We start from the raw sequence: 22694 nt of genomic DNA, 5'->3' as shown, positions 1-22694 counted from the left end.
AGCGAGACGCCCTCGACGGTGCGCTCGGCGCGGAGCGAGCTGTCGCCGCTCCAGCCGAGGTGGACGCCGTGCACGAGCCCGCGCTCCCAGCCGAAGCCGACCCGCTCCCCCGCCGCCGCACCTGCTCTCGCACCGCCCTCCGCGGTCGAGCGCGCCCTGAGACCTGTCCCCACGCGCAAGGAGGCGCCGCATGTCCGCTCATCCGCATCCCCCCGGGTTCTCCCGGCGGCTGTTCCTCTCGGTGCCGCTCGCCGCGGCGTCCGCCGCGGCCCTCGCCTCCTGCGCCTCCCCCGGCGCCGGCGACGGAGTGACCACGCTCGACTTCTTCCAGTTCAAGGCGGAGGCGGTGGAGGACTTCGCGCGGATCATCCGCGAGTTCGAGGCGGCCAACCCGGACATCCGGGTCATCGCCAACAACGTGCCCGACCCCGACACGGCCATCCGCACTCTGCTCGTCAAGGACAAGGTGCCGGACGTGCTGACCCTGAACGGCAGCGGCTACTACGCCGACCTCGCGAAGGCCGGCGTGTTCCACGACTTCACCGGCGACGAGCTGGTCGAGCGGGTGAACCCGGCGGCCCTCGACATCCTCGCCGCCCTCGGCAGCTTCGAGGGGAAGGAGGTGAACGCGCTCGCCTTCGCGAACAACGCGGACGGGATCCTCTACAACCGCACGATCTTCGCCGAGAACGGGATCGAGGTGCCGACCACCTGGGACGAGCTGATCGCCGTCTGCGAGACGCTCACCGCCGCCGGGATCACTCCCTTCTACGGCGCCCTGCTCGACAACTGGACCGGCGCCCCCGCCTTCAACGCGCTCGGCGGGCAGCTGCAGCCGGACGGCTTCTTCGACGCGATGCGCGAGGAGGGAGCGGCGCTCGGCCCCGACTCCCCCGTCTCGTTCTCGAAGGACTACGCGACGACGATGGAGCGGCTCGGGCAGCTCTTCTCGTACACGCAGGAGGGCTCGTTCGGCCGCGGCTACGACGACGGCAACCAGGCCTTCGCCGCGGGCGAGGCGGCCATGTACCCGCAGGGCATCTGGGCGATCAACCCGGTGCGCACGAACAACCCCGACATCGATCTCGGCGTCTTCCCCTACCCGGTGCTCGACGACCCCGCGGACACGCGGGTCACCTCGGGCGTCGACGTGGCCGTCGCCATCGGCCGCGGCACTCCGAAGCTCGACGCGGCCCGCCGCTTCGTCGACTTCCTGCTGACCCCCGGAGTCGTCGAGCCGTACGTCGCGAGCCAGGCCGCCTTCTCGCCGCTGGTCGGCGCCGCACCCAACTCGGACCCCACGCTGGCCGAGCTGCAGCCCTACTTCGAGCAGGGACGGCTGATCGGCTTCGTCGACCACCAGATCCCCGCGAGCATCCCGCTCAACCCCACGCTCCAGGCGTTCCTCGCCAGCGGGGACGCCGACGCGGCGCTCCGGACCCTCGACAGTGAGTGGCGCAAAGTCGCGGCACGCGCGACCAGGAAGTGACCCCATGACCACGACCACGACGGCCGCCGCGCAGGCGGTGGCGACCACTCCTCCGCCGCCCGCGCGCCGCAAGCGCACCATCGGGCGCACCTCGAAGACCTTCTACTGGATGACGGTCCCCGCCGTCCTGCTCTTCTTCGTGCTCCACACGGTCCCGGTCCTCACCGGAATCTTCTTCAGCTTCACGGACTACGCGGGCTACGGCTCCTGGGACCTGATCGGCGCCTCGAACTACCTCGCGCTCCTCCAGGACGACCGCGTCTGGAAGGCCTACGGGTTCACCTTCGGCTTCGCGATCGTGGCGACCGTGCTCGTGAACGTGATCTCGCTCACCATCGCCGTCGCCCTCAACGCGCGGATCAAGTTCCAGACGGCGTTCCGCGGGATCTACTTCATCCCCTACGTGCTCTCGACCCTGGTCATCGGCTACGTGTTCCAGTACCTCTTCGCGAACTCGCTGCCGCAGATCCTCGGCGCGATCCCGGTGATCGGCGAGAACATCCTCGCGAACGCCGACTGGGCGTGGGTGGCGATCGTGGTGCTGGCGGTCTGGCAGGCCTCGGCCTTCTCGATCATCATCTACCTCGCCGGACTCCAGACCATCCCAGGCGAGCTCTACGAGGCGACCTCGCTCGACGGAGCGGGGAGGTGGCGGCAGTTCACCTCGATCACGTTCCCGCTGATCGCCTCCTTCTTCACGATCAACATGGTCATCTCGATGAAGAACTTCCTCCAGGTGTTCGACCACATCATCGCCCTCACCAACGGCGGTCCCGGCACCTCGACGGAGTCGATCACGCTGCTGATCTACCGCGGCGGCTTCCAGGGCGGCGAGTACGCCTATCAGACGGCCAACGCCGTCCTCTACTTCCTCATCATCATCGTGGTCTCGCTGATCCAGTTCCGAGTCCTCAGCCGCAGAGAGGCGTCGTTCTGATGACATCGACCATCACCCCCACGACCGCCATCGCCCTCGGCGAGCCCGAGGGGCGGCGCCGGCCCTCCCGCGACACCTACCGGATCAACTGGTGGGCGACCGCGCTCATCGCGGTCTGCTCGCTGACGATCCTCCTGCCGCTCTACTTCGCCGTCGTGACCGCGCTGAAGACGCCCGACCAGCTCGGCGGCACCGGGTTCGAGCTGCCGACCTCGATCTCGTGGGGCAACTTCGCCGAGGCGTGGACGGCGACCCGCTTCCCGCAGGCCTTCGTGAACACCGCGCTGATCACGGTCGGAGCCGTCGTGCTGACGCTGTTCTCGAACTCGATGGTCGCCTACGCGGTCGCCCGGAACATGCACAGGCCGTTCTTCAAGGGCGTCTACTTCTACCTGCTCGCCGCGGTCTTCGTGCCGTTCCCGATCATCATGCTGCCGGTGGTGAAGGAGACGGCCCTGCTGGGCCTGGACAACCAGGCCGGGCTGATCCTGCTCTACGCCGTGTTCGGGCTCTCGATCAACACGTTCATCTACACCGCCTTCATCCGCTCGATCCCCATCGAGCTCGAGGAGGCGGCGCGCACCGACGGCGCCTCGACCTGGCGGACCTACTGGCAGGTGATCTTCCCGCTGCTCGGCCCGATGAACGCGACCGTCGGGATCCTGACCTGCGTGTGGGCGTGGAACGACTTCATCCTGCCGCTCGTGGTGCTCTCGGACCCGTCCGCCCGCACCCTGCCGCTGGCCGAGTACGTCTTCCAGGGGCAGTTCAACACGAACTACACCGTCGCCTTCGCGTCCTACCTGATGGCGATGGCGCCGCTGCTGATCGTGTACCTCTTCGCGCAGCGCTGGGTGGTCAGCGGAGTGATGCGCGGGTCGATCAAGTAGCGGTCGCGGCGAGCGCCGCCTCGAGCAGGTCCGTGAGCACGGTGCCTCGCGAGCCCGCGTCCTCCGGGTGCCACTGCACGCACCAGAGCGGCGCGGACTCGTGCTCAAGGGCCTCGACGGTGCCGTCGTCGGCGCGGCCGACCACGACGAGGCCCTCGCCGGGACGGTCGACGGCCTGGTGGTGGGAGCTGCGGACGTCGAGCTCGGCGGCGCCGAGGATGCGAGCGAGGGCGCTGCCCGGCTCGAGCGCCACGCGGTGGTCGACCATCCCCGACAGGTGCTCACCGGGGACCGACCGGCCCACGTGGCCGGCGCCGGGCAGGTGCTGCACGAGGTCGCCGCCGAGGGCGACGTTGACCAGCTGCATCCCGCGGCAGATCCCGACCAGCGGGGTCCGCGTCTCGACGGCACGGCGGACGAGCGCGATCTGCGCGCGGTCGGCCGCGGGGAAGGACTGGCCTCGGTGCGGGTCGTCGGGCCGGCCGCCGTAGAGGGACGGGTCGACATCCTCCCCTCCGGTGACCACGACGGCGTCGGCGGCGGCGAGCCGACGCTCGAGCTCGGCGGCGCCGGCCTGCTCGGCAGGGACGCGGTCGACCACGAAGCCCGCGGCGGTGGCGGCCGAGACGACGCTCGCGGTCAGCAGCTGCAGCTCGATCTCGAACTCGGGATCCTCGCGGCCGCCGTCGGCGACGTCGACGACGAGCAGGACGGGGCGGTCGGAGGCCATGCGGACATCGTGCCACCCGGCCGGCTCCGGCAGAACGTCGGCGGAGAGGAGGGCCTCTGCGTCGGCGGGCGAGGGACCGCGCTCTCGGCGTGCGTTCTGCAGGAGCCCGCAGACCTCTCCCGGGGACTGGTCAGGATCCGGCACCGCGATTTAGGATGTTCACGTTCACATACCGTGCGAAGACGCACACCTCCGCGGCCCTGCGGATCGTGCCTCGACGCCGCATCCGATCACGAGGGCCTATCTGCATGAGACGATCACGATCGGCGGTGAGGACCGCTCTGGCGGTCGCGACCGTCGCCGCCACGGCGCTGCTCGGCGCCACGGTCCCCAGCTCCGCCTTCGGAGCCACCGAGACCCCGCTCCTCCACTACACGTTCGACACCGCCCCCACCGGCACCACGGTCGCCGACACCAGCGGCAACGGCTACAGCGCGACGCTGCGCGGCTCCGGAGCCCAGTTCCGCAACGGGCTCATCAGCCTCCCCGGCGGATCCGCCGCGGCCGCCCCCTACCTCGAGATCCCCACCGCCGGCCTCGTCGGCAAGAAGGACCTGACCTTCTCCACCTGGCTCGCCCACAAGGGCGGCACGGGCAACGTCGCCGCCGCGTTCGTCGGAGCGCCCGTCGCCTCCGGCGCCTCGTTCTCCTCCGGCTACTGGCTGCTCAACCCGAGCAACCTCTCCGGCTACACCAAGTCGGTCGTCACCAACTCGGTCAACGCGGGCGCTCCCTACAACACCGAGGTCGGCGCCGGAGCGACGGGCACCCCGACCGTCGGCGCGCGCACCCCCTCGGGCCTCTCGCTCTACACGACCGTCATCGACGGCTCGACCGGCAAGCTCACCGTGTACGTCAACGGCGCGCAGATCTCGCAGAGCACGATCGCCCGCGACGTCTCCTCGTTCGGCCCGTCGCTCGTCGCGTACATCGCGCGCTCGACCTACAACGACCCGGGCTGGAACGGCGAGATGGACGACTTCGCCGTCTACGACAGCGCCCTCAGCAGCAGCTCCGTGCAGGCGCTCTACTCCTCGCAGGCCCTCGACCGCGCCGTCGCGTCGGTCACGGTGCCCACGGAGGCGACCGCCGGCTTCACGGTGCCCACCACCGCCAGCGGCGTCGGCATCACCTGGACGTCGAACAGCGCGGCCGTGGCCATCACCGGCGGCACCGCGACCGTCACGCGCCCCGCCGCGGGACAGCCGGACGCCACCGCCACCCTCACCGCCACCTACAGGGTCGGCACCGAGACCCGCTCGGTCGACTACACGGTGCGCGTCGCCGCGCAGCTGGACGACGCGACGAAGGTCCAGCGCGACCTCGCCGCGATCGCCATCCCGAACGTCGGCGACATCCGGACGAACGTCTCGGTGCCCACCACCGGCACGCTCGGCTCGAGCATCGCCTGGAGCGTCGTCAGCCCGAGCGGGGCGACCGTCCGCGACGGCAGCGCCGCCGGCACCCGCACCATCGACGTCGACCGCCCCGCGACCGGGAGCCCCGCGATCGACGTGGTCGTCCGCGCGACCGCGACCAGCGGATCCACCACCCGGACCCGCGACTTCACCCTCCGGGTGCAGCCGCTCCCCGCCGGCACCGACGACACCGAGGCGTACGTCTGGGCGTTCTTCACCGGAGAGGGCGACGGCGCCGAGCGCATCAGCCTCGCCGCCTCGAAGGGCAACGACGCGCTGAGCTGGAACACGCTGAACGGCGGCAAGCCGGTCTTCACCTCGAACCTGGGGACGATGGGCCTGCGCGACCCGTTCATCATCCGCTCGCACGAGGGCGACAAGTTCTTCATGCTCGCCACCGACCTGAAGATCGACGGGCTCCCCGGCGGCTTCGACACCGCGCAGAAGTCGGGCTCGAAGTACATCGAGGTCTGGGAGTCGACCGACCTGGTGAACTGGTCCGCCCAGCGCCACGTCAAGGTCTCCACCGACTTCGCCGGCAACACCTGGGCCCCCGAGGCGTACTGGGATGACGAGCTCCAGACCTACGTCGTCTTCTGGGCCTCGAACATGTACCCGACCACGAACACGGCCGATCGCGCCTCCGTCACCTACAACCAGATGATGTACGCGACGACCGAGGACTTCACCTCCTTCTCGGAGGCGAAGCCGTGGATCGACGTCAAGCGCGGCGCCGGCAAGGGCACCATCGACTCGACGGTCGCGAAGGACGGCGACACCTACTACCGCTTCACCAAGGACGAGGCGTCGATGACCCTCCGCGAGGAGAAGAGCACCGACCTGCTGGCCACCGTCTCGGGCTCGCTGCCCGGCACCGGCGGACCGGCGGACGAGTGGTCGCTGGTCAAGGAGAAGGTGGCCTCGGGCCTGCCCAACGGCGAGCCCGGCAAGACCTTCACCAGCGGTGAGGGCCCCAACGTCTTCCCCGCCAACGAGGGCGACGTGAACGGCCTCGACTGGTTCCTCTTCATCGACCAGCCGAACTACCACGACGGGCCGAACCACTACATCCCGTTCGGCACCGACGACCTCGCGAACGGCGACTCCTGGCAGCCGCTCGGAGCGAAGCTCCGCACGGGCCTGCCGCAGAACGCCGACGGCGGCAAGCCGCGCCACGGCACGGTCATCCCGGCGACGCGCTCCGAGTACCAGAAGGTGCTCGAGGGCTACGCCCCCGGCCTGGCCGTCGCCTCGGTCGCTCCGCTGACCGCGACGACCACGGTCGGCACCGCGCCGGTCCTGCCCCGCGCCACGATCACGACCGCCGCCGGCACCACCAGCACGGTCGACGTGGCCTGGGACGCCGTCGCGCCCGCCGCCTACGCCACGGCCGGGACCTTCACGGTCTCGGGCGTCGCGCAGGACGCGTCGCGCATGCCTGTGCAGGTCACGGTCACCGTGCAGTCCTCGCTGAAGGTGAGCGCGACCGCCACGTCGCGCTGCGTCGCCGGCAAGGTCGTGCTGACGGTCGTCGGCAAGAACGGAGACACGGTGCCGATGGACGTCTCGATCAGCACCCCGGAGGGCGTGAAGACGATCGCCGGCGTGAAGCCGGGCGCCTCCGGCTCCGCCGCGTTCACGGTGCGCTCGACGCAGCTCGCCGCGGGCGAGGCGACGGTCACCGGCACGGCCACGGTCGGCGGCAAGACCGTCACGGCCACGGCCACCGCGCCGTACAGCGCGCGCAGCTGCGGCTGACGCACGGCACTCCCCGGGAGCCCGTCGCACCTCACCGGTGCGGCGGGCTCCCGTCGTCGTGCGGGGGGAGCCGGGAAACCGCCCTGACGCCGAGACGCCGCTCCCTCGGCGACGCTTCGACGGACGGCGCGGTGCTGCGGCGCGCGGGCGGACCCGGGACGGCCCGCCCGGCGTCATCCGGTGACGGCTGCCGGTCCGGCTTCGAGCAGGTCGCGGACGCTGCGCGGCTCGCGTCCGAGGAGGCGCCCGAGCTCGGGGCCGGTGCCCGCGAAGAAGCCGCGCTCGGCCGCCCGGTGCATCCCGAGGGTGAAGCGCACGAGGAACTCGGACTGACCCGCCGCGACGCGCGCGGCGACCCACTCGTCGTCGCCGAGGACGCGCAGCTCGACGGGCCGCCCGCCGACCTCGGCCGCGATCCCGGCGATCTCCTCGAACGTCGGAGCCTCCGTCGCGGTCAGCATGATCGGCCCGTCCTGCGGGCTCCCCGAGAGGAGAAGCCGGGCGGCCGCCTCCGACTCGTCCTCGCGGGCCGTCCACGAGACGCGACCGTCCGAGGGGACCTCGATCACGCCGGTCTCCCGCCACGGTCCGAGGAACAGACCCAGGCTGTGCGCGTAGAAGCCGTTGCGGAGCGACGTCCAGGCGAGTCCGGACTCGGCGAGCAGGCGCTCGGTCGCCGCGTGGTCCCGGCCCGGGCCGAAGGGGGTGTCGGCGGCGGCGCCCTGGTGGCTCGTGTAGAGGACCCGTCCGACTCCGGCCGCGACGGCCGCCTCGACGGCGGTGCCGTGCAGGGCGACGGCGTCGGCCCGCGGATCGCTCGAGGAGACGAGGAGCAGTTGATCCGCTCCGTCGAAGGCGCCCGGGAGGGAGGCGGGGTCGGCGTAGTCGCCGACGCGCACCTCCACTCCGCGCTCCGCGAAGCGGGCGGCCTTCGAGGCGTCGCGGGCGACGACGGCGATCCCGGAGGCGGGGACGGAGTCGAGGAGGTGGTCGACGGTGGCGCCGTTCAGAGCGCCGGTGGCACCGGTCACGATGATCATGGGGAGAGCCTTCCGATGAGGGGTATCAGCGATACCACGAGGAAGATAACCACGGAATTCCCTTGATAGCAACCGTGCGCTACCGTCGATACGTGACCAGCCCCACTCCTCCGACCGACACGCGCCTGCGCATCGTCGAGGCGGCCGCCGGCCTCCTCCGCGACGAGGGCCCCGCCGCCGTCACCACGCGAGCGGTCGCCCAGGCGGCCGGGCTGCAGGCCCCGGCGATCTACCGCCTCTTCGGCGACAAGGACGGCCTGCTCGAGGCGGTCGCGGAGCACGTGCTGGCCACCTGGGTCGACTCCAAGGCGCGGACGGTCGAAGCGGCCGTCGCCGGGGGCGTCGACCCGGTCGAGGACCTGCGCTCGGGCTGGGCCGCGCAGGTGGAGTTCGGCCTCGCCAACCCCGCGCTCTTCCGCCTCCTCAGCGATCCGGGCCGCGCCTCCGGATCGCCGGCCGCCCTCTCCGGGCGGCGGGTCCTCGCCGCGCGCGTGCAGCGAGTGGCCGCCGAGGGCCGCCTCCGCGTGCCGGAGGAGCGCGCCGTCGGCCTCATCCAGGCGGCGGGCACCGGCGTGGTCACCACCCTGCTCTCCACCCCCGCCGCCGACCGCGACCCCGGTCTCGCCGACGCCGCGCTCGACAGCGTGCTCGCGGGGATCCTCGCCGACCCGCCCTCCCCCGGCGACGGCGGGCGGCTCACCGCCCTCGTCGGCGTCCGGGCCCTCGCACCGGAGCTCGTTGGTCTCACGCCCGCGGAGCGCCTGCTGCTCGCGGACTGGCTCGACCGCGCCCTCGCGGCGGCTGAGCAGGAGTGACGGGCGCGCAGGAGTGACGGGCGCGCTTCCACCACAGGAGTGACGAGCGCCGTCCCGCCGCGGGGACGACGGCGCCTCCGTCCCGCAGAGACACGGGCTTCGCGGCTAGGCGCGCCTGCCGTCGGGCGGGAGGATCGACGCCTGGATGAGCGGCACGGGGCAAGGAGGGCATGTTGAAGCTGTGGAGCGCATCGAACGCGTTCCTCTACCTCGGCAGCGTCAAGGAGAACGACTTCCTGCAGAACGTCTCCGAGCTCGTCGGTGACTACGACCGCGAAACGACCTCCGCCAGCTATAACAAGGGCGTCCGCTCGACCTCGACCGCCTTGAAGCGCGAACGGATCCTGACCGTGGACGAGCTCGGAGCGATGCCCCGCGGCCGCGCCGTGATGCTCTCTACTGGCTCCCGCGCCGCGCTGCTACGCACCGTTCCCTGGTACGAGGGCACGAAGGAGAAGGTCGCAGCGATCAAAGCCTCCATCGCCGCCCACGACCCCGCGACCGCGCCGGTACGCGGCGCCGAGCCGGCTCCTGTCGTAGCGACGGCCGCGCAGCCGGTCGTGACCAGCGCCGAGCCGGTGTTGCGAGCGTCGAGCCGGCTCCGGCGATCGACCTCGCCGCCTCGATGCGGGCTCTGATGGAGAACGAGGACGCGACGCGGACGGAGGCGCAGCGTGACTGACGACGATCCGCTCGCGGGCGGAGACGTGCAAGAGGCTGCGGGCCTCTCAGCCGCCGTCGACGGAGAGGGCGACACCGCGGCCGCATCGATGCTCGGCGCGTTCGACGTCGACGCGATCGCCGCGAGAGAGGTCGCGGACGTCATCACCGGGATCATCGCCGGGATGACGAAGGAAGCCTTGGAACGAGCACTGACGCCCGAGCGGGTCGAGCTGATGCAGGCCCGCGCCGAAGCGGCCGTGCAGCGCTCGTTCGAAGAGGACTCCGCCCCGACCCTCGTCTACGGATCCGCGGACGAGTGGCTGCGGAAGTACTGGCGCTACACGTAGCGCCGCCGCGTCTCCGCCAAAGGTCAGGGAACCGGACGCTGGCGCGCCGACTGGTGGACCGTCGATGAGGCCGTGCAACGCATCGAAGCGCTCTGGCGCAGCTGGGAAGCATCCCGCCTCGACGCAGGACTCGGGATCAGCGCCTGGTGGATCAACCACGCCGAACCACACATGGCCGCCCTGCTATCCACAGACGGACCGTTCACGGGAGCGACAGACGAGAACCTGCCGGGCGAACCGTTGCCTTACAGGACCCCGCCCGTCGGAATGTTCGACACCGATATTCAGATCTAGTAAAAGCGGTTCCAGCCCCTCCCCGAAGGGCATCGATCTTGGCAATCTGCTCACTTCCGGGCCGGTTCCGGCGCGGGGTGAGCGGGCGCGGCCTGCGCGACGTATCGGAGGCTCACGGCTACCGGACCAGCCACCTCGACATGCATGCGAAGGTGCTGCTCTCCATACGGATCCGTTCGCGACGTCACCGGCCAGTCCTCGCGCCGGGTCGCTGCGCCGGTGGGGCGTCGGTCAGTGGACGGGGCACGCCGAGCGGTGTGCGCTCGGAGACGTGTTCTCGGGCGCGGACCGGCTCGTCGCTGACGAATGTGCTTGTGCTACGCGCTGCGGCGGGAGATGAGCGAGTGCTCGACGACGATCTCGCTCGGGTGCGCCGGAGGGCCGTTCCGGATGCGCTGAGCGAGGAGGTCGACGGCCGTCTTGGCGATCTGGCGGCTGCCGGGATCGATCGTGGTGAGGGCGGGTATCGCGTAGGCGGCGGCGGTGACGTTGTCGAAGCCGACGACGGCGATGTCCTCCGGTACGCGGATGCCGCGAACGTGCAGTGCGTGCAGTGCCCCGAAGGCCAGGGTGTCGTTGAAGCAGAAGACGGCGTCCAGAGGGACGCGGGAGTCGAGCAGCTGCGTCATCGCGACGGCGCCGTCGGCGTGGTGCCACTCGGTGGCGACCGCGACGAGGGCGGGGTCGAACGGGATCGCGTTCGCCTCGAGGGCACCGCGGTATCCGTCCAAGCGGAGTGCTGCGGCGCTGACGGATCCGCCGGCGGGGTTGCTGCCGATCGCGGCGATGCGCCGGTGTTGGCGGTCGATCAGGTACTGCGTGGCGGTGGCCGCGGCGGCTGTGTTCGCCATGGTCACGTGATCGACCGGGCCGTCGAAGATCCTGTCGCCCAGGAGAACGAGTGGGCGGTCCCCGACGAGTACTTTCTCGTCTCCGGGGCCGAGTGCGTGGGGCTGGAAGATCAGTCCGTCCGACAGCTGGCGGCTGGAGCCGGAGAGGACGGCGATCTCGGCGTCTCGGCGCGCTCCGGTCTGCTGGATGATCACGGTCCAGCTGTGCCGCTCGGCCTCCGACATGATGACCGTCGCGAGCTGGCCGAAGTACTCGATCGCGAGATCCGGGATCGCGAGGGTGATGAGCCCGGTCTGGCCGGTGCGCAGTCCGCGCGCGGAGACGTTGAGTTGGTATCCGAGATCGCGGACTGCCTTGAGGACGAGATCGCGGGTCTCGGGTCTGACGTTGGCGTTGCCGCTGAGCACGTTGGAGACCGTGCGAGCGGTGACGCCTGCAGCAGCGCCGACATCGGCCATGGTCACCGGGCGGGTTCGCGATCGCGGCATCGGCATCATCCCTCCCATGAGCGTTCCCCGATCATCCCAGGTCGACGGTCGGCGAGAGGCGCACGGTCACCCAGGCGATGGCGGGGATCCGGAGCGAGAGGACGCCGTCGGTCAGCGCTACGGCGAGGGGCCGCGGAGTGACGGTGTCGGGGAGCTCCGCCGAGTTCGTCGCGAAGGGGTCCTCGTGTCGGAGGATCAGTGCCTCTGTCACCGTGAGGGTGGGGAACGACGTGAGGTCGACCGTGGTGTCCGTGACGCCGTCGGTCGCGCGGTTGACGATCATCAGGTCGAGCGAGCCGTCGGCGTGCGCCGCTGCGGCGAAGGCGAGGACGGGAGCGGAGTCATCGCCCGCTCCCGTGCTGTCCGCCTCGACGACGGTCCGGAGCGCGGTGGCGCCGGCGGAGCGCCGTGCCTGGGCGAACGGCCAGAAGGTGCTCTGCCGCCAGGCGGGGCCGTCCGGCTCGGTCATGATCGGACCGATGACGTTCACCAGCTGAGCCATGCTCGCTGCCCGGACGATGTCGGCTCTGTTGATCATGCTGATGAGCATGTCGCCCACGACGACGGCGTCCGCTGCCGTGTAGCGGTCCTCGAGGAGTCGGGGCGCCTCCTCCCATTCGAGCCCTCCGGCGACTCGTTCATCGTGTGCGACGAAGTCCCACACGTTCCACTCGTCGAAGGAGATGGCGATCGGACGCTCTGATCGCCTCTGTGCTCGGACCTGTCCGATCGTGTCGGCGATGGCGGTGATGAAGCGGTCCATGGCGACGCCGGAGGCGAGGAACGCGGAGAGGTCGCCGTCGTAGCGGAAGTACTGGTGGCACGAGACGAAGTCGACGTGCTCGACCGTGTGCAGCAGCACCTCCTGCTCCCAGGCTCCGAAGGTGGCCATCCGGTCGTTCGAGCTGCCGCAGACGATCAGTTCGAGGTCGGGGTCGAGTGCGCGCATGGCGGCGGCGGTGCGGGCGGCGAGACGCCCGTACTCGCCGGCGCTGAGATGGCCGATCTGCCACGGCCCGTCCATCTCATTGCCGATACACCAGAGCCGGATGTCGTGCGCCTCGTCGGCGCCGTTCGCGCGCCGCTCGTCCGAGAGCGTCGTGCCGCCGGGGTGGTTCGCGTACTCCAGCAGGTGCAGGGCCGAGCGGATTCCGTCGGTCCCGAGATTCAGCGCCATCATCGGCTCGACGCGCGCCGCCCGGCACCAGCGGACGAACTCGTCGATCCCGAAGCGATTCGGCTCGACGGTGTGCCAGGCCGGATCGAGCCGGACGGGACGATTCTCGACCGGACCGATGCCGTCGCGCCAGTCGTACGCCGAGACGAAGTTGCCGCCCGGGTAGCGGACGGTCGTGACTCCGAGCTCCTCGACGAGCGCGAGGACGTCGGTGCGGAATCCGTCGGCGTCGGCGCTCTCGTGCGAAGGATCGAGCAAGCCGCCGTAGACGCCTCGGCCCAGGTGCTCCACGAACGATCCGAAGAGCCGCGAATCGATCGTCCCGACCGTGAAGGCGGGGTGCACGATGCCGTGCGCTCGGTGGACGGGGTGCGAGGTCATGGCCGTTCCGTTTCATCGATGAACTGGTGCGCACAGTATGCACGCCTCGACCAGCGCACCGCGATATGACCGGGTGAATCGCGGATATTGACGGAGGCCGCCCGGCGGCTCTACTATCGCCGACAGCGGTCCTCGATTTCATCGATGAAATACCTGGCACCAGGTGGCCGAGTCAATGAAGACAGTGAAAGCGAGGCACGTCGTGAGGCGTCACAGCACCCGGATCAGCATTGTCGCAGCGGTCACAGCCGCCACTGCGGCCCTTCTCCTCAGCGGTTGCACGCCGTCGTCCGCAGGAGGCGCCTCGGCCGGGAACGGCGGCGACACCCTGACCGTCTGGCATTACTACTCCGTCGACGGCCAGACCGCCGGACTCGAGGAGCTCGCGTCGGACTTCGAGTCGACGCACGAGGGGGTCGCAGTCGAGAACGTCTACGTTCCGTTCGACCAGCTGACGAACAAGCTCGTGCAGGCCGCGGGAACGGGCACCGGCCCCGATGTGGTCGTCTACAACGCCGCCGACACCTTCACCCTCACCGAGGCGAAGGCCATCGAGCCGATGAACGAGTGGTGGGACCAGTACGCCGACGCCGGCCAGTTCCCTGACGCCGTCGTGCAGAAGGTCGGTGACGACGTCATGGGCGTGCAGGGCTTCGTGAACCTGATCGGCCTCTGGTACAACCAGGACATCCTCACCGAGCTGGGTGTCGAGGCTCCCACCTCGTTCGAGGAGCTCGAGGCGGATCTCGCGTTGGCCACGGCCGCCGGGAAGGACGGCATCACGCTGACCGGCAAGGCGAACTCCGAGGGAGAGTGGCAGGCGTTCCCGTGGCTCTCGCGTGCCGGGTGGGACTACGCCGCACCCGAGCGGCAGCCGCTGCAGGACGCGTTCGCGATGGTGCAGGACTGGACCGAGAAGGGCTATCTGACCAAGGAGGCGGCGACGTGGGACCAGACGGTCCCCTTCCAGCAGTTCGCCGCGGGGAACACGGCCTTCGCCGTGAACGGCAACTGGCAGATCACCTCGGCCGAGAAGGACGCCGCGTTCGAGTACGGGGTCGTGCCGATCCCCGTCGGTGAAGACGGCTCCGTCTACCTCGGCGGTGAGGTGCAGAACGTGGGCGCCTTCTCCGAGAACAAGGAGCTCGCGCAGGAGTACCTCGAGCAGGAGTTCTTCTCGAAGCAGGGGCAGCTGACGCTGCTCGACGCCTTCGGCTCGATCCCCGCCCGCGCCGACGCGGCTGCCGACGACAAGGTCGGCAGCGATCCGATCCTTTCCCAGTTCGCGGCGATCCTTCAGGACGACGGCCACACCTCGCCCGACCCGGCGATCCCGTCCGAGAACGTCGCGAAGGTGCTGCAGACCGTCGGTGAGTCCTGGAGCGCGGCGGTCGCCGGTAGCGGGACCCCCGAGCAGCTGTCGGGCGACCTGATGACGACCCTGACGCCGCTGCTTCAGCAGTAGCAGAGACCGACGAGAGAACGGAACGACCGTGAGCAGCACCTCGACCACGACCCGGAGACGATCCGGTGTCGGCGGCGGCCGATTGGGCTTCGCCGCACCGGGAGGAGTGCTGCTCGCGGCGCTGTCGCTCTACCCCATCTACCTGCTGATGAGGATGAGCGTCAGCGAGGTCAGCTCCGGAACCCTCAACGGGGACTGGCCGTTCGTCGGAGTGCAGAACTTCCTCGCGCTGCTCCAGGGCTCCGACCTCGGCGGCGCCACGCTGCGCACCGGGGCCTTCGTGGTCCTGGTCACGGTCGTCGGGGTCGTCGGAGGACTCGGAGCGGCGATCGCCCTCCGTTCCTCCCGGCTGGGCAGTGCCTTCCTCCTGGGGATGATGGTGTTCATCTGGGCCATGCCGCCCGTGGTGAACGGCAGCATCTGGAAGTTCCTCCTCGCCGATCAGGGTCTGGTCAACACGCTCGTGCGGGCGACCGGCCTCTCGGCGGAGGGCGTCCCCTTCCTCTACGACGCGAGGTTCGCGCTGCTCTCGGTCGCGATCGTGAACGCCTGGGCCGTCATCCCCTTCAATGCGCTGGTCTTCCGGTCGGCTCTGCTGGGCATCGACCCCGAGATCCTCGAGGCGGCCTCGGTCGACGGCGCGAGCCGCTGGCAGGAGATCCGGAGCATCCTCATCCCCGCGGCGCGGCCGACCGCCGTCATCCTGGCGATCCTGACCGTCGTCTACGCCTTCCGCAGCTTCGACTTCATCTACGTGATGACCGCCGGCGGCCCCGGAGACGCGACGTCCACGCTGCCCTACCTCAGCTACTCCCAGGCCTTCGTCCAGCACGACTACGGACTTGGTTCCGCGACGGGCATCATCGCCCTCGCCATCGTGGCGGTCCTCGCCGTCGTCTACGTCCGATCGACCAGGAGCGAGTCCTGATGAGCACCCTCACCGCCCCCCTGACCCGCCTGCGAGGCGGCGCTGCGACCCGCGTCGCGCGACCGTCCCGCACCCGGGAGCCGGTCGCCTTCACCGTACGCGTGGTGCTCTACGTCCTGTACGGGCTGCCCCTTGTCTGGATCGTGCTCACCTCCCTCAAGCGCCAGCGCGACGTGGTCGGCGGAGCGATCCTCTCGGCGCCCTCCTTCGACGCCTATGCGGAGGCGCTCGCGAACCCCGCCCTCGCGACGGCGCTCGCCCAGTCGGCGCAGATCGCCCTCGGGACCACTGCACTGGTGCTCGCGCTCGGCGTCCCGTTCGCCTACGCGCTGCGCCGCGTCGACGGCGTCGTCGCCGGTCTCGTCCTCGGGCTGCTGATCTTCCTGCAGATGGTGCCGCAGACGGCGAGCATCATCCCTCTGTTCGCGATCTTCAGCAGGCTCGGTCTTCTGGACACCACCGCCGGTCTCGTCCTCGCCGATACGGCGATGTTGCTGCCGTGGGCCGTGCTGCTGCTGCGACCGTTCTTCGCCGCGGTGCCCGACGCCATCGAAGAGGCCGCCTCCATCGACGGGGCCGGTCGGTTGCGCACCTTCTTCGCCGTCGTCGTCCCGATCGTTCGAAACGGCATGGCGACGGTCGGCTCGCTGATCTTCCTCGTCGCCTGGGGCGAGTTCCTCTTCGCGATCAACCTCTTCCTCTCTCCGGTCAACTACCCGATCAGCGCTCTCATCGCGCAGCAGACGTCGGGGTACGGGATCGACTGGCCCGGGCTGATGGCTCTCGCGGTCATCTCCTCGCTGCCGCTGCTGGCCGTCTACGTGCTGTCGTTCCGGCTGCTGCGTGAGGGCCTCGCCGTCGGCAGCGTCAAGTAGCAGTCGTCCTTCCTCTCGTCCCGCGCCACTCTTGAAAGATCCCGTCATGACCTTCTCCCCAGCCCTGCCCGTTGACCCGGCCGCCGGGACCCTGACACCCCTCGCCATCGACCGGGTCCAGCTGGACCCGGAGGGGTTCTGGGGACGTCGGGTCGCCGTCAACGCGACCGCCACCTTCGAGCACAACCTCGGCTGGCTGGAGCGCGCCGGATGGCTGCGCAATTTCGAGCTCGCCGTCGGGGGCGGACTCGCCGAAGGCCGTCGCGGACGCGAGTTCGCCGACTCCGAGGTCTACAAGACCCTCGAAGGGCTCTGCTGGCACACCGCCGGACGTGAGGACCCGGAGACCGAATCGATCATCCGCGCTCTCACCGCCCGCATCGTCAGTGCGCAGGAGAGCGACGGCTATCTTGGCACCCGCTTCGGCCGGCACGGTCAGGCTGAACGTTACAGCGACCTCGAGTGGGGCCATGAGCTGTACAACGCCGGACACCTCCTCCAGGCCGCGGTCGCGCGACTGCGCACCCACGGTGAGGACGGGTTCACGCAGGCCGCGCGCCGTCTCGCCGACCACATCTGCTCGGAGTTCGGGGCGGACGGCCGCCAGACGGTCTGCGGACATCCGGAGATCGAGGTCGCGCTCACGGAGTTCGCCCGCGCCACGGGGGAGGAGCGCTACCTCGAGCAAGCCCGCGTGTTCTTGGACCGCCGCGGTCACCAGAGCCTGGAAGACGTCGAGTTCGGTCGCGCCTACTTCCAGGACGACGTCCCGATCCGCGAGGCCAAGGTCCTCCGCGGACACGCGGTGCGCGCCCTCTACCTCACGTCCGCGGTGGTCGACGTCGCCGTGGACACTGATGACGCCGAGCTGCTCGCGATCGTCGAGCGGCAGTGGGAGGCCACAGTCGCACGCCGGACCTACATCACCGGTGGAATGGGCTCGCATCACCAGGACGAGGCGTTCGGCGCCGACTTCGAGCTGCCCAACGACCGCGCGTACTGCGAGACCTGCGCCGGCGTGGGCTCGATCATGCTCTCGTGGAGGTTGCTGCTCGCCACCGGCCGCCCGCGCTACGCGGACCTGATCGAACGCACTCTGCACAACATCATCGCCACCGCCGTGTCCGAGGACGGCCGCTCCTTCTTCTACGCGAACACCCTCCACCGGCGCGAGCCGGGCGTCGCGTCCTCCCCGGAGGAGCAGTCCAAGCGCGCGGACTCCAGTCAGCGGGCGGCGTGGTTCGACGTCGCCTGCTGCCCCAACAACCTCGCCCGCACCTTCGCCTCGCTGTCCGGCTACCTCGCCACCACCGATGCGAAGGGTGTGCAGCTGCACCAGTACGCGTCCGCCACGATCTCCGCCGCTCTCCTCCAGGGAGACGTCTCGATGGAGGTCTCCAGCGACCTGCCGGAGCGGGGGCGAGTCGCCGTGACCATCACGCGCACACCCGTCGAGCCGTGGACTCTGACGCTGCGGATCCCGACCTGGGCGACGAACGCGGACGTCGTCGTCGTCTCCGCCGACGGGGATGCTGCCGAGACGCCGACCGGACCGTTCCACGGCACGCTCCACCTCGAACGGCGTTTCCGCGTCGGCGACCGGATCGAACTCGACCTCCCCTTCGAACCCGTCCTCGTGCAGCCCGACGAGAGGATCGATGCCACCCGCGGCACCGTCGCCGTCCAGCACGGACCGGACATCCTCTGCCTCGAGTCCGTCGACCTCCCCGCCGGCGCCCACGTCGACGACATCGCCCTGGACGCCGGAGCGGTCCCGATCGCACGAGAGGGGCGTGTGACGCTCGCCGGCAGCGTCGCCGAACGCGACGAGCACGAATGGCCCTTCTCCAGAATCCCTCGAACCCCGCACCGACGGCCGTTGACCGTGGCGCTCACCCCGTACCGGTCGTGGGGATCCCGAGGTCCCGTGTCGATGCGCATCTGGCTTCCCGTGAACCACTCCTGATTCCCGGGCGAGCTCCCACCGCCGGGCGGATCCTCGCTCCTCTGCGGCGGCCGCCGGTCACCGCATCCGCACTTCGACGAAGAAGGCAGGACATGTCCCTCCTCTCACGCAGAGCCTCTCGGCTGCTCGCGGCACTCACGATCGGCGTCATCGCCGCAGCAGGATCGGTGGTGGTCGGCCAGACCGCCGACGCCGCCACCAGCTACCCCTACACGCTCGCCTCCGACAAGATCCGCGCGAGCTTCGCCGCGGACGGGTCGATGCAGTCGCTCAAGATCGTCGGCGACCTACACGACACCGAATACCTGATGAACCCGGACAGCGCTCCGGAGCAGGCTCGCGAGACGAACAGCAAGTACCGCCAGTGGTTCGGGAACCTGATGTTCTCCTACGCGAACGGCACGGGAGCAGTGTCGACCACCGGTGTCGGCGCGAACCCCTGGAAGACCGCGTGGACCTCCCAGTCGGCCGACGGCCGCACCGTCTCGGCGACGTCGAGCAGTGTGACGGTCACCCACCAGAACTCCACCAACGCGGAAGGCGTGAAGGGCTTCACCGTCACCGAGACGTACTCTCTCGCCTCCGACGGCTCCCTGGTCTGGAAGCAGGACGTCAAGAACACCGCGGCCACGCAGCTCGTCATCGGCGACTGGGGTGTCCCCGTTCCCGGCAACGAGCTATGGAGGCAGGGCGACTCGATCTACGAGACCCGGGTCCTCACACACTCCTACGTGGGTAAGAACGGCTCCTACGTCACTCTCGAGCGTCCCAGCGGCCAGGGCCCGTTCATCGCCATGACCGCCGACACCGCATCCGGCTCCGGCTTCGAGTACCAGGACCGCTGGCGCACCGAGGAAGTCGGCAACACCTCCTGGGCCTGGAACTCGGCGAACGAGAGCTCGAACATCAAGGGCCTCAACATCTACTACCCGCACTCCACCGCGATCCAGAAGACCAACCGCGGCTACCTCAGCTCCACCAGTGTCGCCATCGCGCCGGGCGCGACGAAGAGCTACACCTATCGCATCGGCAAGGTCGATGACGACGCAGCACTCAAGCAGACGATGTTCGATCGAGGGCTGCTCGACACCACGGTCGTCCCCGGACTCATCGTGCCCATCGACCGGCGCGCAGAGATGGCGTTCCGGATCAAGGGCACCATCACGTCAGTCACCGCGCGCAACCGCAACGACCTCAAGGGGTCAGCGCCCACGAACCCCGTCGTGACGTTCTCCCGGAGCAACGGCGACTACCGGATCTACGGGATGACCTTCGACCGCACGCAGCTGGGCGCCAACGACGTCACCGTCTCGTACACGGACCAGACCGGCGCCGCGCGGCAGTCCGTCCTCCAGTTCTCCGTGATCGACAGTGTCGCGGGACTCCTCGACACGCATGCGAAGTTCATGGTCGAGAAGACCCAGTGGAAGCCGTCCGACGGACTCTCCGCGAGCGACATCCGCAACTACACCTTCGACGACTGGATGATGAACGCCCCCGACGGCAGCCTCGCCACCACGACGAACGCCCCTCAGGGCCGCCGCAACGAGTACGCCGGCTACTACGGGCTCGGCGACGACTGGGGACTCCCGCACGGCCAGTTCCTCGCGGAGAAGCTCGTCGCCCTGCCCGACGCCACCCAGATCAAGGCCCTCGACGACTACCTCCAGAAGGCCGTCTGGGAGAACCTGATGGGGAACACGTCGCCCAGCGCCGCGCCGAAGTACACCGTCTACGACTTCTGGGAGCAGGGGAAGCCCGGCAGCCTGAACACCACGCCCGGCTACCGCGGCTACGCCTACCCGCACGTCTACAACACGTTCTTCGGCATGTACAACATCGCCAAGCAGAACCCCTCCGCGATCGCCTACGCCCACCCCGCTCAGTGGTACCTGACGACGGCCTACGGGATCTTCAAGGAGCTCTACGAGGGACCCGTCGCCTACAACTGGGAGACCGGACTCATGGGTGAGCTCTCGACACCCGATCTCATCGCCGCATTGCGCGCCGAGGGACTGGACACGCAGGCCAACGACATCGAAGCGAAGATGGCGATCAAGTACGCCGACTTCTCCTCCAACGCCTACCCCTACGGCTCCGAGTACAGCTACGACAACACGGGGGAGGAGGCGGTCTACACCCTCGCCAAGCTCAATGTGAACGACGACAAGACGAACGCCCTGCGCGTCATGCGCGACATCGTCGCCAAGACGGAGGCCGCCCGCGGACGCATGCCCGTCTGGTACTGGTACTCCGACCCCACCACCATCACGGGCGAGAACTGGTGGCAGTTCCAGTACAGCGCCTCCCTCGCCGGCTACACGATGGACGACTACATCAACCACACCGCAGCACTCGAGACCGGAACCACGGCCATCACCGCCGCGCGCCGCGCCGAGCTGCAGCGCCTGAACTACGCCGGCAAGGTCGCAGGACTCGCGACCATCAACTCCGGCCAGATCAGCAACGCGCCGGCCAACATCGGAGCCGCATCGTGGTCGTATCAGGCCGAGCGCGGCAACCTCGGCACCCTCGGGGTCGGCGGAGGCGCGAACGTCAAGCTGAACAACGGCTGGCGGGGCATGACCGGCGAGAGCGATCTCGGACTGTGGGGCACCCTGCAGACCCTCAGCGCCGACGTCGTCACCGATGACCCGATCTTCGGAGTCGTCGGATACGGAGCGGACGTCTCGCGGGACGCCTACTCCACCACCGTCATCCCGAAGGACGGCCTGCAGCGCCGCCTCAACCTGGTGACCCAGCAGCTGTCGGTCGACCTCGAGAACGACGCCTACTCGCAGGCGATCGTCGGCTCGAACAGCGCCGACCTGCGCCTGGACATGCTCAACCGCACCGGCACCGCACACTCCGGCATCGCGGAGGTCAGCGGCCTCGCGCAGGGCAGCTACGCGGTCATCGTGAACGGCGTGCGCCAGCGCACCGTCAACGTCTACCGGCCCGCCTCTCTCGCGGGAACGCTTCCCGCGCCGGTCCGCGTCCCGTTCGATGCGCCCGCCGGCAGCACGTACATCGTCCACCTGGTCTCGACCGCCCCGGCCGCGAATGCGGCGCCGACCGTCAACGCCGGACCCGACCAGGCCGGGCTGTCCCTCGGACTCGATCCGATCCAGCTCAGCGGATCCGCCTCCGACGACGGACTCGGCTCGCCGAACGGAACCCTGACGACGCAGTGGAGCGTGCAGTCTGCTCCTGCCGGTGCCACCGCGACCTTCGCGTCGCCGACTGCTCGCCGCACGTCTGCGTCGGTGAGTACCGCCGGCAGCTACGTGTTCGCACTCCGGGCAAGCGACGGCGTCCTTGCGACCACCGACACGGTGTCCGTGACCGTTCAAGCCCTGCAGCCGCTCCCGGCCGACTGGGTGACCTACACCTTCGACTCATCGTCGAACGGCACCGTCCCCGACGCCTCCGGCAACGGCAACGCGCTCGCGCTCAAGGGGACGGCGGTAACCGCCACCGACGGCACGGCGAGCGTGCTGCGGCTGAACGGAAGCGACGGGGCCTTCGCCCAGCTGCCGTCGGACATCCTGTCACGCTCGAAGGACCTGACCATCTCGATGAGGGTGAAGGTCGATTCGATCTCCACCTTCAGCCGGCTGTTCGACTTCGGCAGCAGCACCCAGAAGTACGTGTTCCTCACGCCGAAGTCGACTGACGGGAAGCTAGGGCTCGCCCTCACGACCTCCGGTAATGGAGCGGAGACACGGATCTCGACGAACTTCACGATGCCCGCTGGGCAGTGGACCGACATCAAGGTGACCTTCAAGGCGAATACGAACGGCACGACGACGGGAACGATCTTCGCCAACGGAGTGCAGGTCGGGCAGAACACCGCCATGCCGCTCGCTCCGAAGGACCTAGGCCGCACCAGCGGCAACTTCCTCGGCAAGTCGCAGTTCCCCGACCCGTACCTCGCCGGCAGCTTCGACAGCTTCGAGATCGACGGAGTCGTGCGCTAACGACACCCGAAAGACCAGCGCTGAACCGCTCGTCGCCCCCTCCTCACGCGGCGACGAGCGGTTCAGCACCTCTTCCCGCGCACAACTTCTGCGCATCAGCCCTCGCCCGCTGGCGCCACCGAGGGGCGAGCTGGTTGAGGTTGCTCGAGACGTACCCGATCGCGCTGCGGATGTTCATCAGATCCGCGGCAACTGACTTGA

The 22694-nt window shown here is 69.5% G+C and carries 16 protein-coding genes and 1 pseudogene; 13 read left to right on the top strand and 4 right to left on the bottom strand.

Annotated elements, in window-relative coordinates; genetic code table 11:
- Positions 1-190: 190 nt before the first annotated feature.
- Genes C5C50_RS13930 through C5C50_RS13920 form a run of 3 tightly spaced genes read left to right on the top strand, consistent with a single transcriptional unit; the run spans position 191 to position 3316 of the window.
- On the top strand, positions 191-1489 hold the full coding sequence (locus C5C50_RS13930) for an ABC transporter substrate-binding protein (protein WP_104273710.1): 1299 nt from the start codon (positions 191-193) through the stop codon (positions 1487-1489).
- Between the two features lie 4 nt (positions 1490-1493).
- Positions 1494-2426, top strand: coding sequence for a carbohydrate ABC transporter permease (locus tag C5C50_RS13925; RefSeq protein ID WP_104273709.1), 933 nt, complete (start codon positions 1494-1496; stop codon positions 2424-2426).
- On the top strand, positions 2426-3316 hold the full coding sequence (locus C5C50_RS13920; RefSeq protein ID WP_347877594.1) for a carbohydrate ABC transporter permease: 891 nt from the start codon (positions 2426-2428) through the stop codon (positions 3314-3316). The genes C5C50_RS13925 and C5C50_RS13920 overlap by 1 nt, the downstream gene beginning before the upstream one ends.
- On the opposite strand, the gene C5C50_RS13915 is transcribed toward C5C50_RS13920, so the two are convergent.
- A complete protein-coding gene (locus tag C5C50_RS13915) occupies positions 3309-4046 on the bottom strand; it encodes a gamma-glutamyl-gamma-aminobutyrate hydrolase family protein (protein ID WP_104255231.1) in 738 nt (245 codons plus the stop codon). The two genes, C5C50_RS13920 and C5C50_RS13915, sit on opposite strands and share 8 nt — an antisense overlap.
- A 269-nt stretch (positions 4047-4315) precedes the next feature.
- Here C5C50_RS13915 and C5C50_RS13910 point away from each other — a divergent pair, with 269 nt between their 5' ends.
- A complete protein-coding gene (locus tag C5C50_RS13910; protein ID WP_181133942.1) occupies positions 4316-7222 on the top strand; it encodes an immunoglobulin-like domain-containing protein in 2907 nt (968 codons plus the stop codon).
- 173 nt (positions 7223-7395) lie between these two features.
- On the opposite strand, the gene C5C50_RS13905 is transcribed toward C5C50_RS13910, so the two are convergent.
- On the bottom strand, positions 7396-8262 hold the full coding sequence (locus C5C50_RS13905) for an NAD(P)H-binding protein (protein WP_104273707.1): 867 nt from the start codon (positions 8260-8262) through the stop codon (positions 7396-7398).
- Between the two features lie 92 nt (positions 8263-8354).
- On the opposite strand from C5C50_RS13905, the gene C5C50_RS13900 reads away from it, so the two are divergent.
- The 4 genes and pseudogenes from C5C50_RS13900 to C5C50_RS13885 all read left to right on the top strand — a co-directional run.
- Positions 8355-9077, top strand: a complete 723-nt coding sequence (locus C5C50_RS13900) for a TetR/AcrR family transcriptional regulator (protein ID WP_104273706.1) — start codon at positions 8355-8357, stop codon at positions 9075-9077.
- A gap of 170 nt (positions 9078-9247) precedes the next feature.
- Positions 9248-9715, top strand: coding sequence for a TraM recognition domain-containing protein (locus C5C50_RS13895; RefSeq protein ID WP_104273705.1), 468 nt, complete (start codon positions 9248-9250; stop codon positions 9713-9715).
- 36 nt (positions 9716-9751) lie between these two features.
- Positions 9752-10087: a hypothetical protein gene (locus C5C50_RS13890; protein ID WP_104273704.1), complete on the top strand. Its 336-nt coding sequence runs from the start codon at positions 9752-9754 to the stop codon at positions 10085-10087.
- Positions 10088-10111: 24 nt separating this feature from the next.
- Positions 10112-10381 (top strand): annotated as a pseudogene (locus tag C5C50_RS13885) (DUF4913 domain-containing protein); the annotation flags it as partial.
- Positions 10382-10698: 317 nt separating this feature from the next.
- Here C5C50_RS13885 and C5C50_RS13880 read toward each other — a convergent pair.
- Together C5C50_RS13880 and C5C50_RS13875 are read right to left on the bottom strand one after the other, a co-directional pair.
- Positions 10699-11721 carry a LacI family DNA-binding transcriptional regulator gene (locus tag C5C50_RS13880; RefSeq protein ID WP_104257515.1) on the bottom strand — a complete coding sequence of 341 codons (1023 nt, stop codon included), beginning with the start codon at positions 11719-11721 and terminating at the stop codon, positions 10699-10701.
- A 31-nt stretch (positions 11722-11752) separates the two neighbouring features.
- A complete protein-coding gene (locus C5C50_RS13875; RefSeq protein ID WP_104260521.1) occupies positions 11753-13279 on the bottom strand; it encodes an alpha-N-arabinofuranosidase in 1527 nt (508 codons plus the stop codon).
- 202 nt (positions 13280-13481) lie between these two features.
- Between C5C50_RS13875 and C5C50_RS13870 the strand changes: the two genes are divergently transcribed.
- From C5C50_RS13870 to C5C50_RS13850, 5 genes are all read left to right on the top strand, one after another.
- Positions 13482-14744, top strand: coding sequence for an extracellular solute-binding protein (locus C5C50_RS13870; RefSeq protein ID WP_181133940.1), 1263 nt, complete (start codon positions 13482-13484; stop codon positions 14742-14744).
- 28 nt (positions 14745-14772) lie between these two features.
- On the top strand, positions 14773-15672 hold the full coding sequence (locus C5C50_RS13865) for a carbohydrate ABC transporter permease (protein ID WP_104247247.1): 900 nt from the start codon (positions 14773-14775) through the stop codon (positions 15670-15672).
- Positions 15672-16547 carry a carbohydrate ABC transporter permease gene (locus C5C50_RS13860; RefSeq protein ID WP_104273702.1) on the top strand — a complete coding sequence of 292 codons (876 nt, stop codon included), beginning with the start codon at positions 15672-15674 and terminating at the stop codon, positions 16545-16547. The genes C5C50_RS13865 and C5C50_RS13860 overlap by 1 nt, the downstream gene beginning before the upstream one ends.
- 46 nt (positions 16548-16593) lie before the next feature.
- A complete protein-coding gene (locus C5C50_RS13855; RefSeq protein ID WP_104225865.1) occupies positions 16594-18513 on the top strand; it encodes a glycoside hydrolase family 127 protein in 1920 nt (639 codons plus the stop codon).
- 92 nt (positions 18514-18605) lie between these two features.
- Positions 18606-22493: a DUF5695 domain-containing protein gene (locus tag C5C50_RS13850; RefSeq protein WP_104273701.1), complete on the top strand. Its 3888-nt coding sequence runs from the start codon at positions 18606-18608 to the stop codon at positions 22491-22493.
- Positions 22494-22694: the final 201 nt, after the last annotated feature.

Origin of the sequence: Rathayibacter sp. AY1D9 (assembly GCF_002932395.1) — a bacterium.
Taxonomy (GTDB): Bacteria; Actinomycetota; Actinomycetes; order Actinomycetales; family Microbacteriaceae; genus Rathayibacter.
Note: the sequence above shows the minus strand (reverse complement) of the source record. Positions and strands in the feature narration are given on the sequence as shown.

Bases quoted from the DNA above. Each gene is read 5' to 3' on its own strand.
- C5C50_RS13905 (WP_104273707.1), bottom strand. From the start codon at position 8,262: ATGATCATCGTGACCGGTGCCACCGGCGCTCTGAACGGCGCCACCGTC.
- C5C50_RS13880 (WP_104257515.1), bottom strand. From the start codon at position 11,721: ATGCCGCGATCGCGAACCCGCCCGGTGACCATGGCCGATGTCGGCGCT.
- C5C50_RS13850 (WP_104273701.1), top strand. From the start codon at position 18,606: ATGTCCCTCCTCTCACGCAGAGCCTCTCGGCTGCTCGCGGCACTCACG.
- C5C50_RS13925 (WP_104273709.1), top strand. From the start codon at position 1,494: ATGACCACGACCACGACGGCCGCCGCGCAGGCGGTGGCGACCACTCCT.
- C5C50_RS13895 (WP_104273705.1), top strand. From the start codon at position 9,248: ATGTTGAAGCTGTGGAGCGCATCGAACGCGTTCCTCTACCTCGGCAGC.
- C5C50_RS13930 (WP_104273710.1), top strand. From the start codon at position 191: ATGTCCGCTCATCCGCATCCCCCCGGGTTCTCCCGGCGGCTGTTCCTC.
- C5C50_RS13875 (WP_104260521.1), bottom strand. From the start codon at position 13,279: ATGACCTCGCACCCCGTCCACCGAGCGCACGGCATCGTGCACCCCGCC.
- C5C50_RS13855 (WP_104225865.1), top strand. From the start codon at position 16,594: ATGACCTTCTCCCCAGCCCTGCCCGTTGACCCGGCCGCCGGGACCCTG.
- C5C50_RS13920 (WP_347877594.1), top strand. From the start codon at position 2,426: ATGACATCGACCATCACCCCCACGACCGCCATCGCCCTCGGCGAGCCC.
- C5C50_RS13860 (WP_104273702.1), top strand. From the start codon at position 15,672: ATGAGCACCCTCACCGCCCCCCTGACCCGCCTGCGAGGCGGCGCTGCG.
- C5C50_RS13915 (WP_104255231.1), bottom strand. From the start codon at position 4,046: ATGGCCTCCGACCGCCCCGTCCTGCTCGTCGTCGACGTCGCCGACGGC.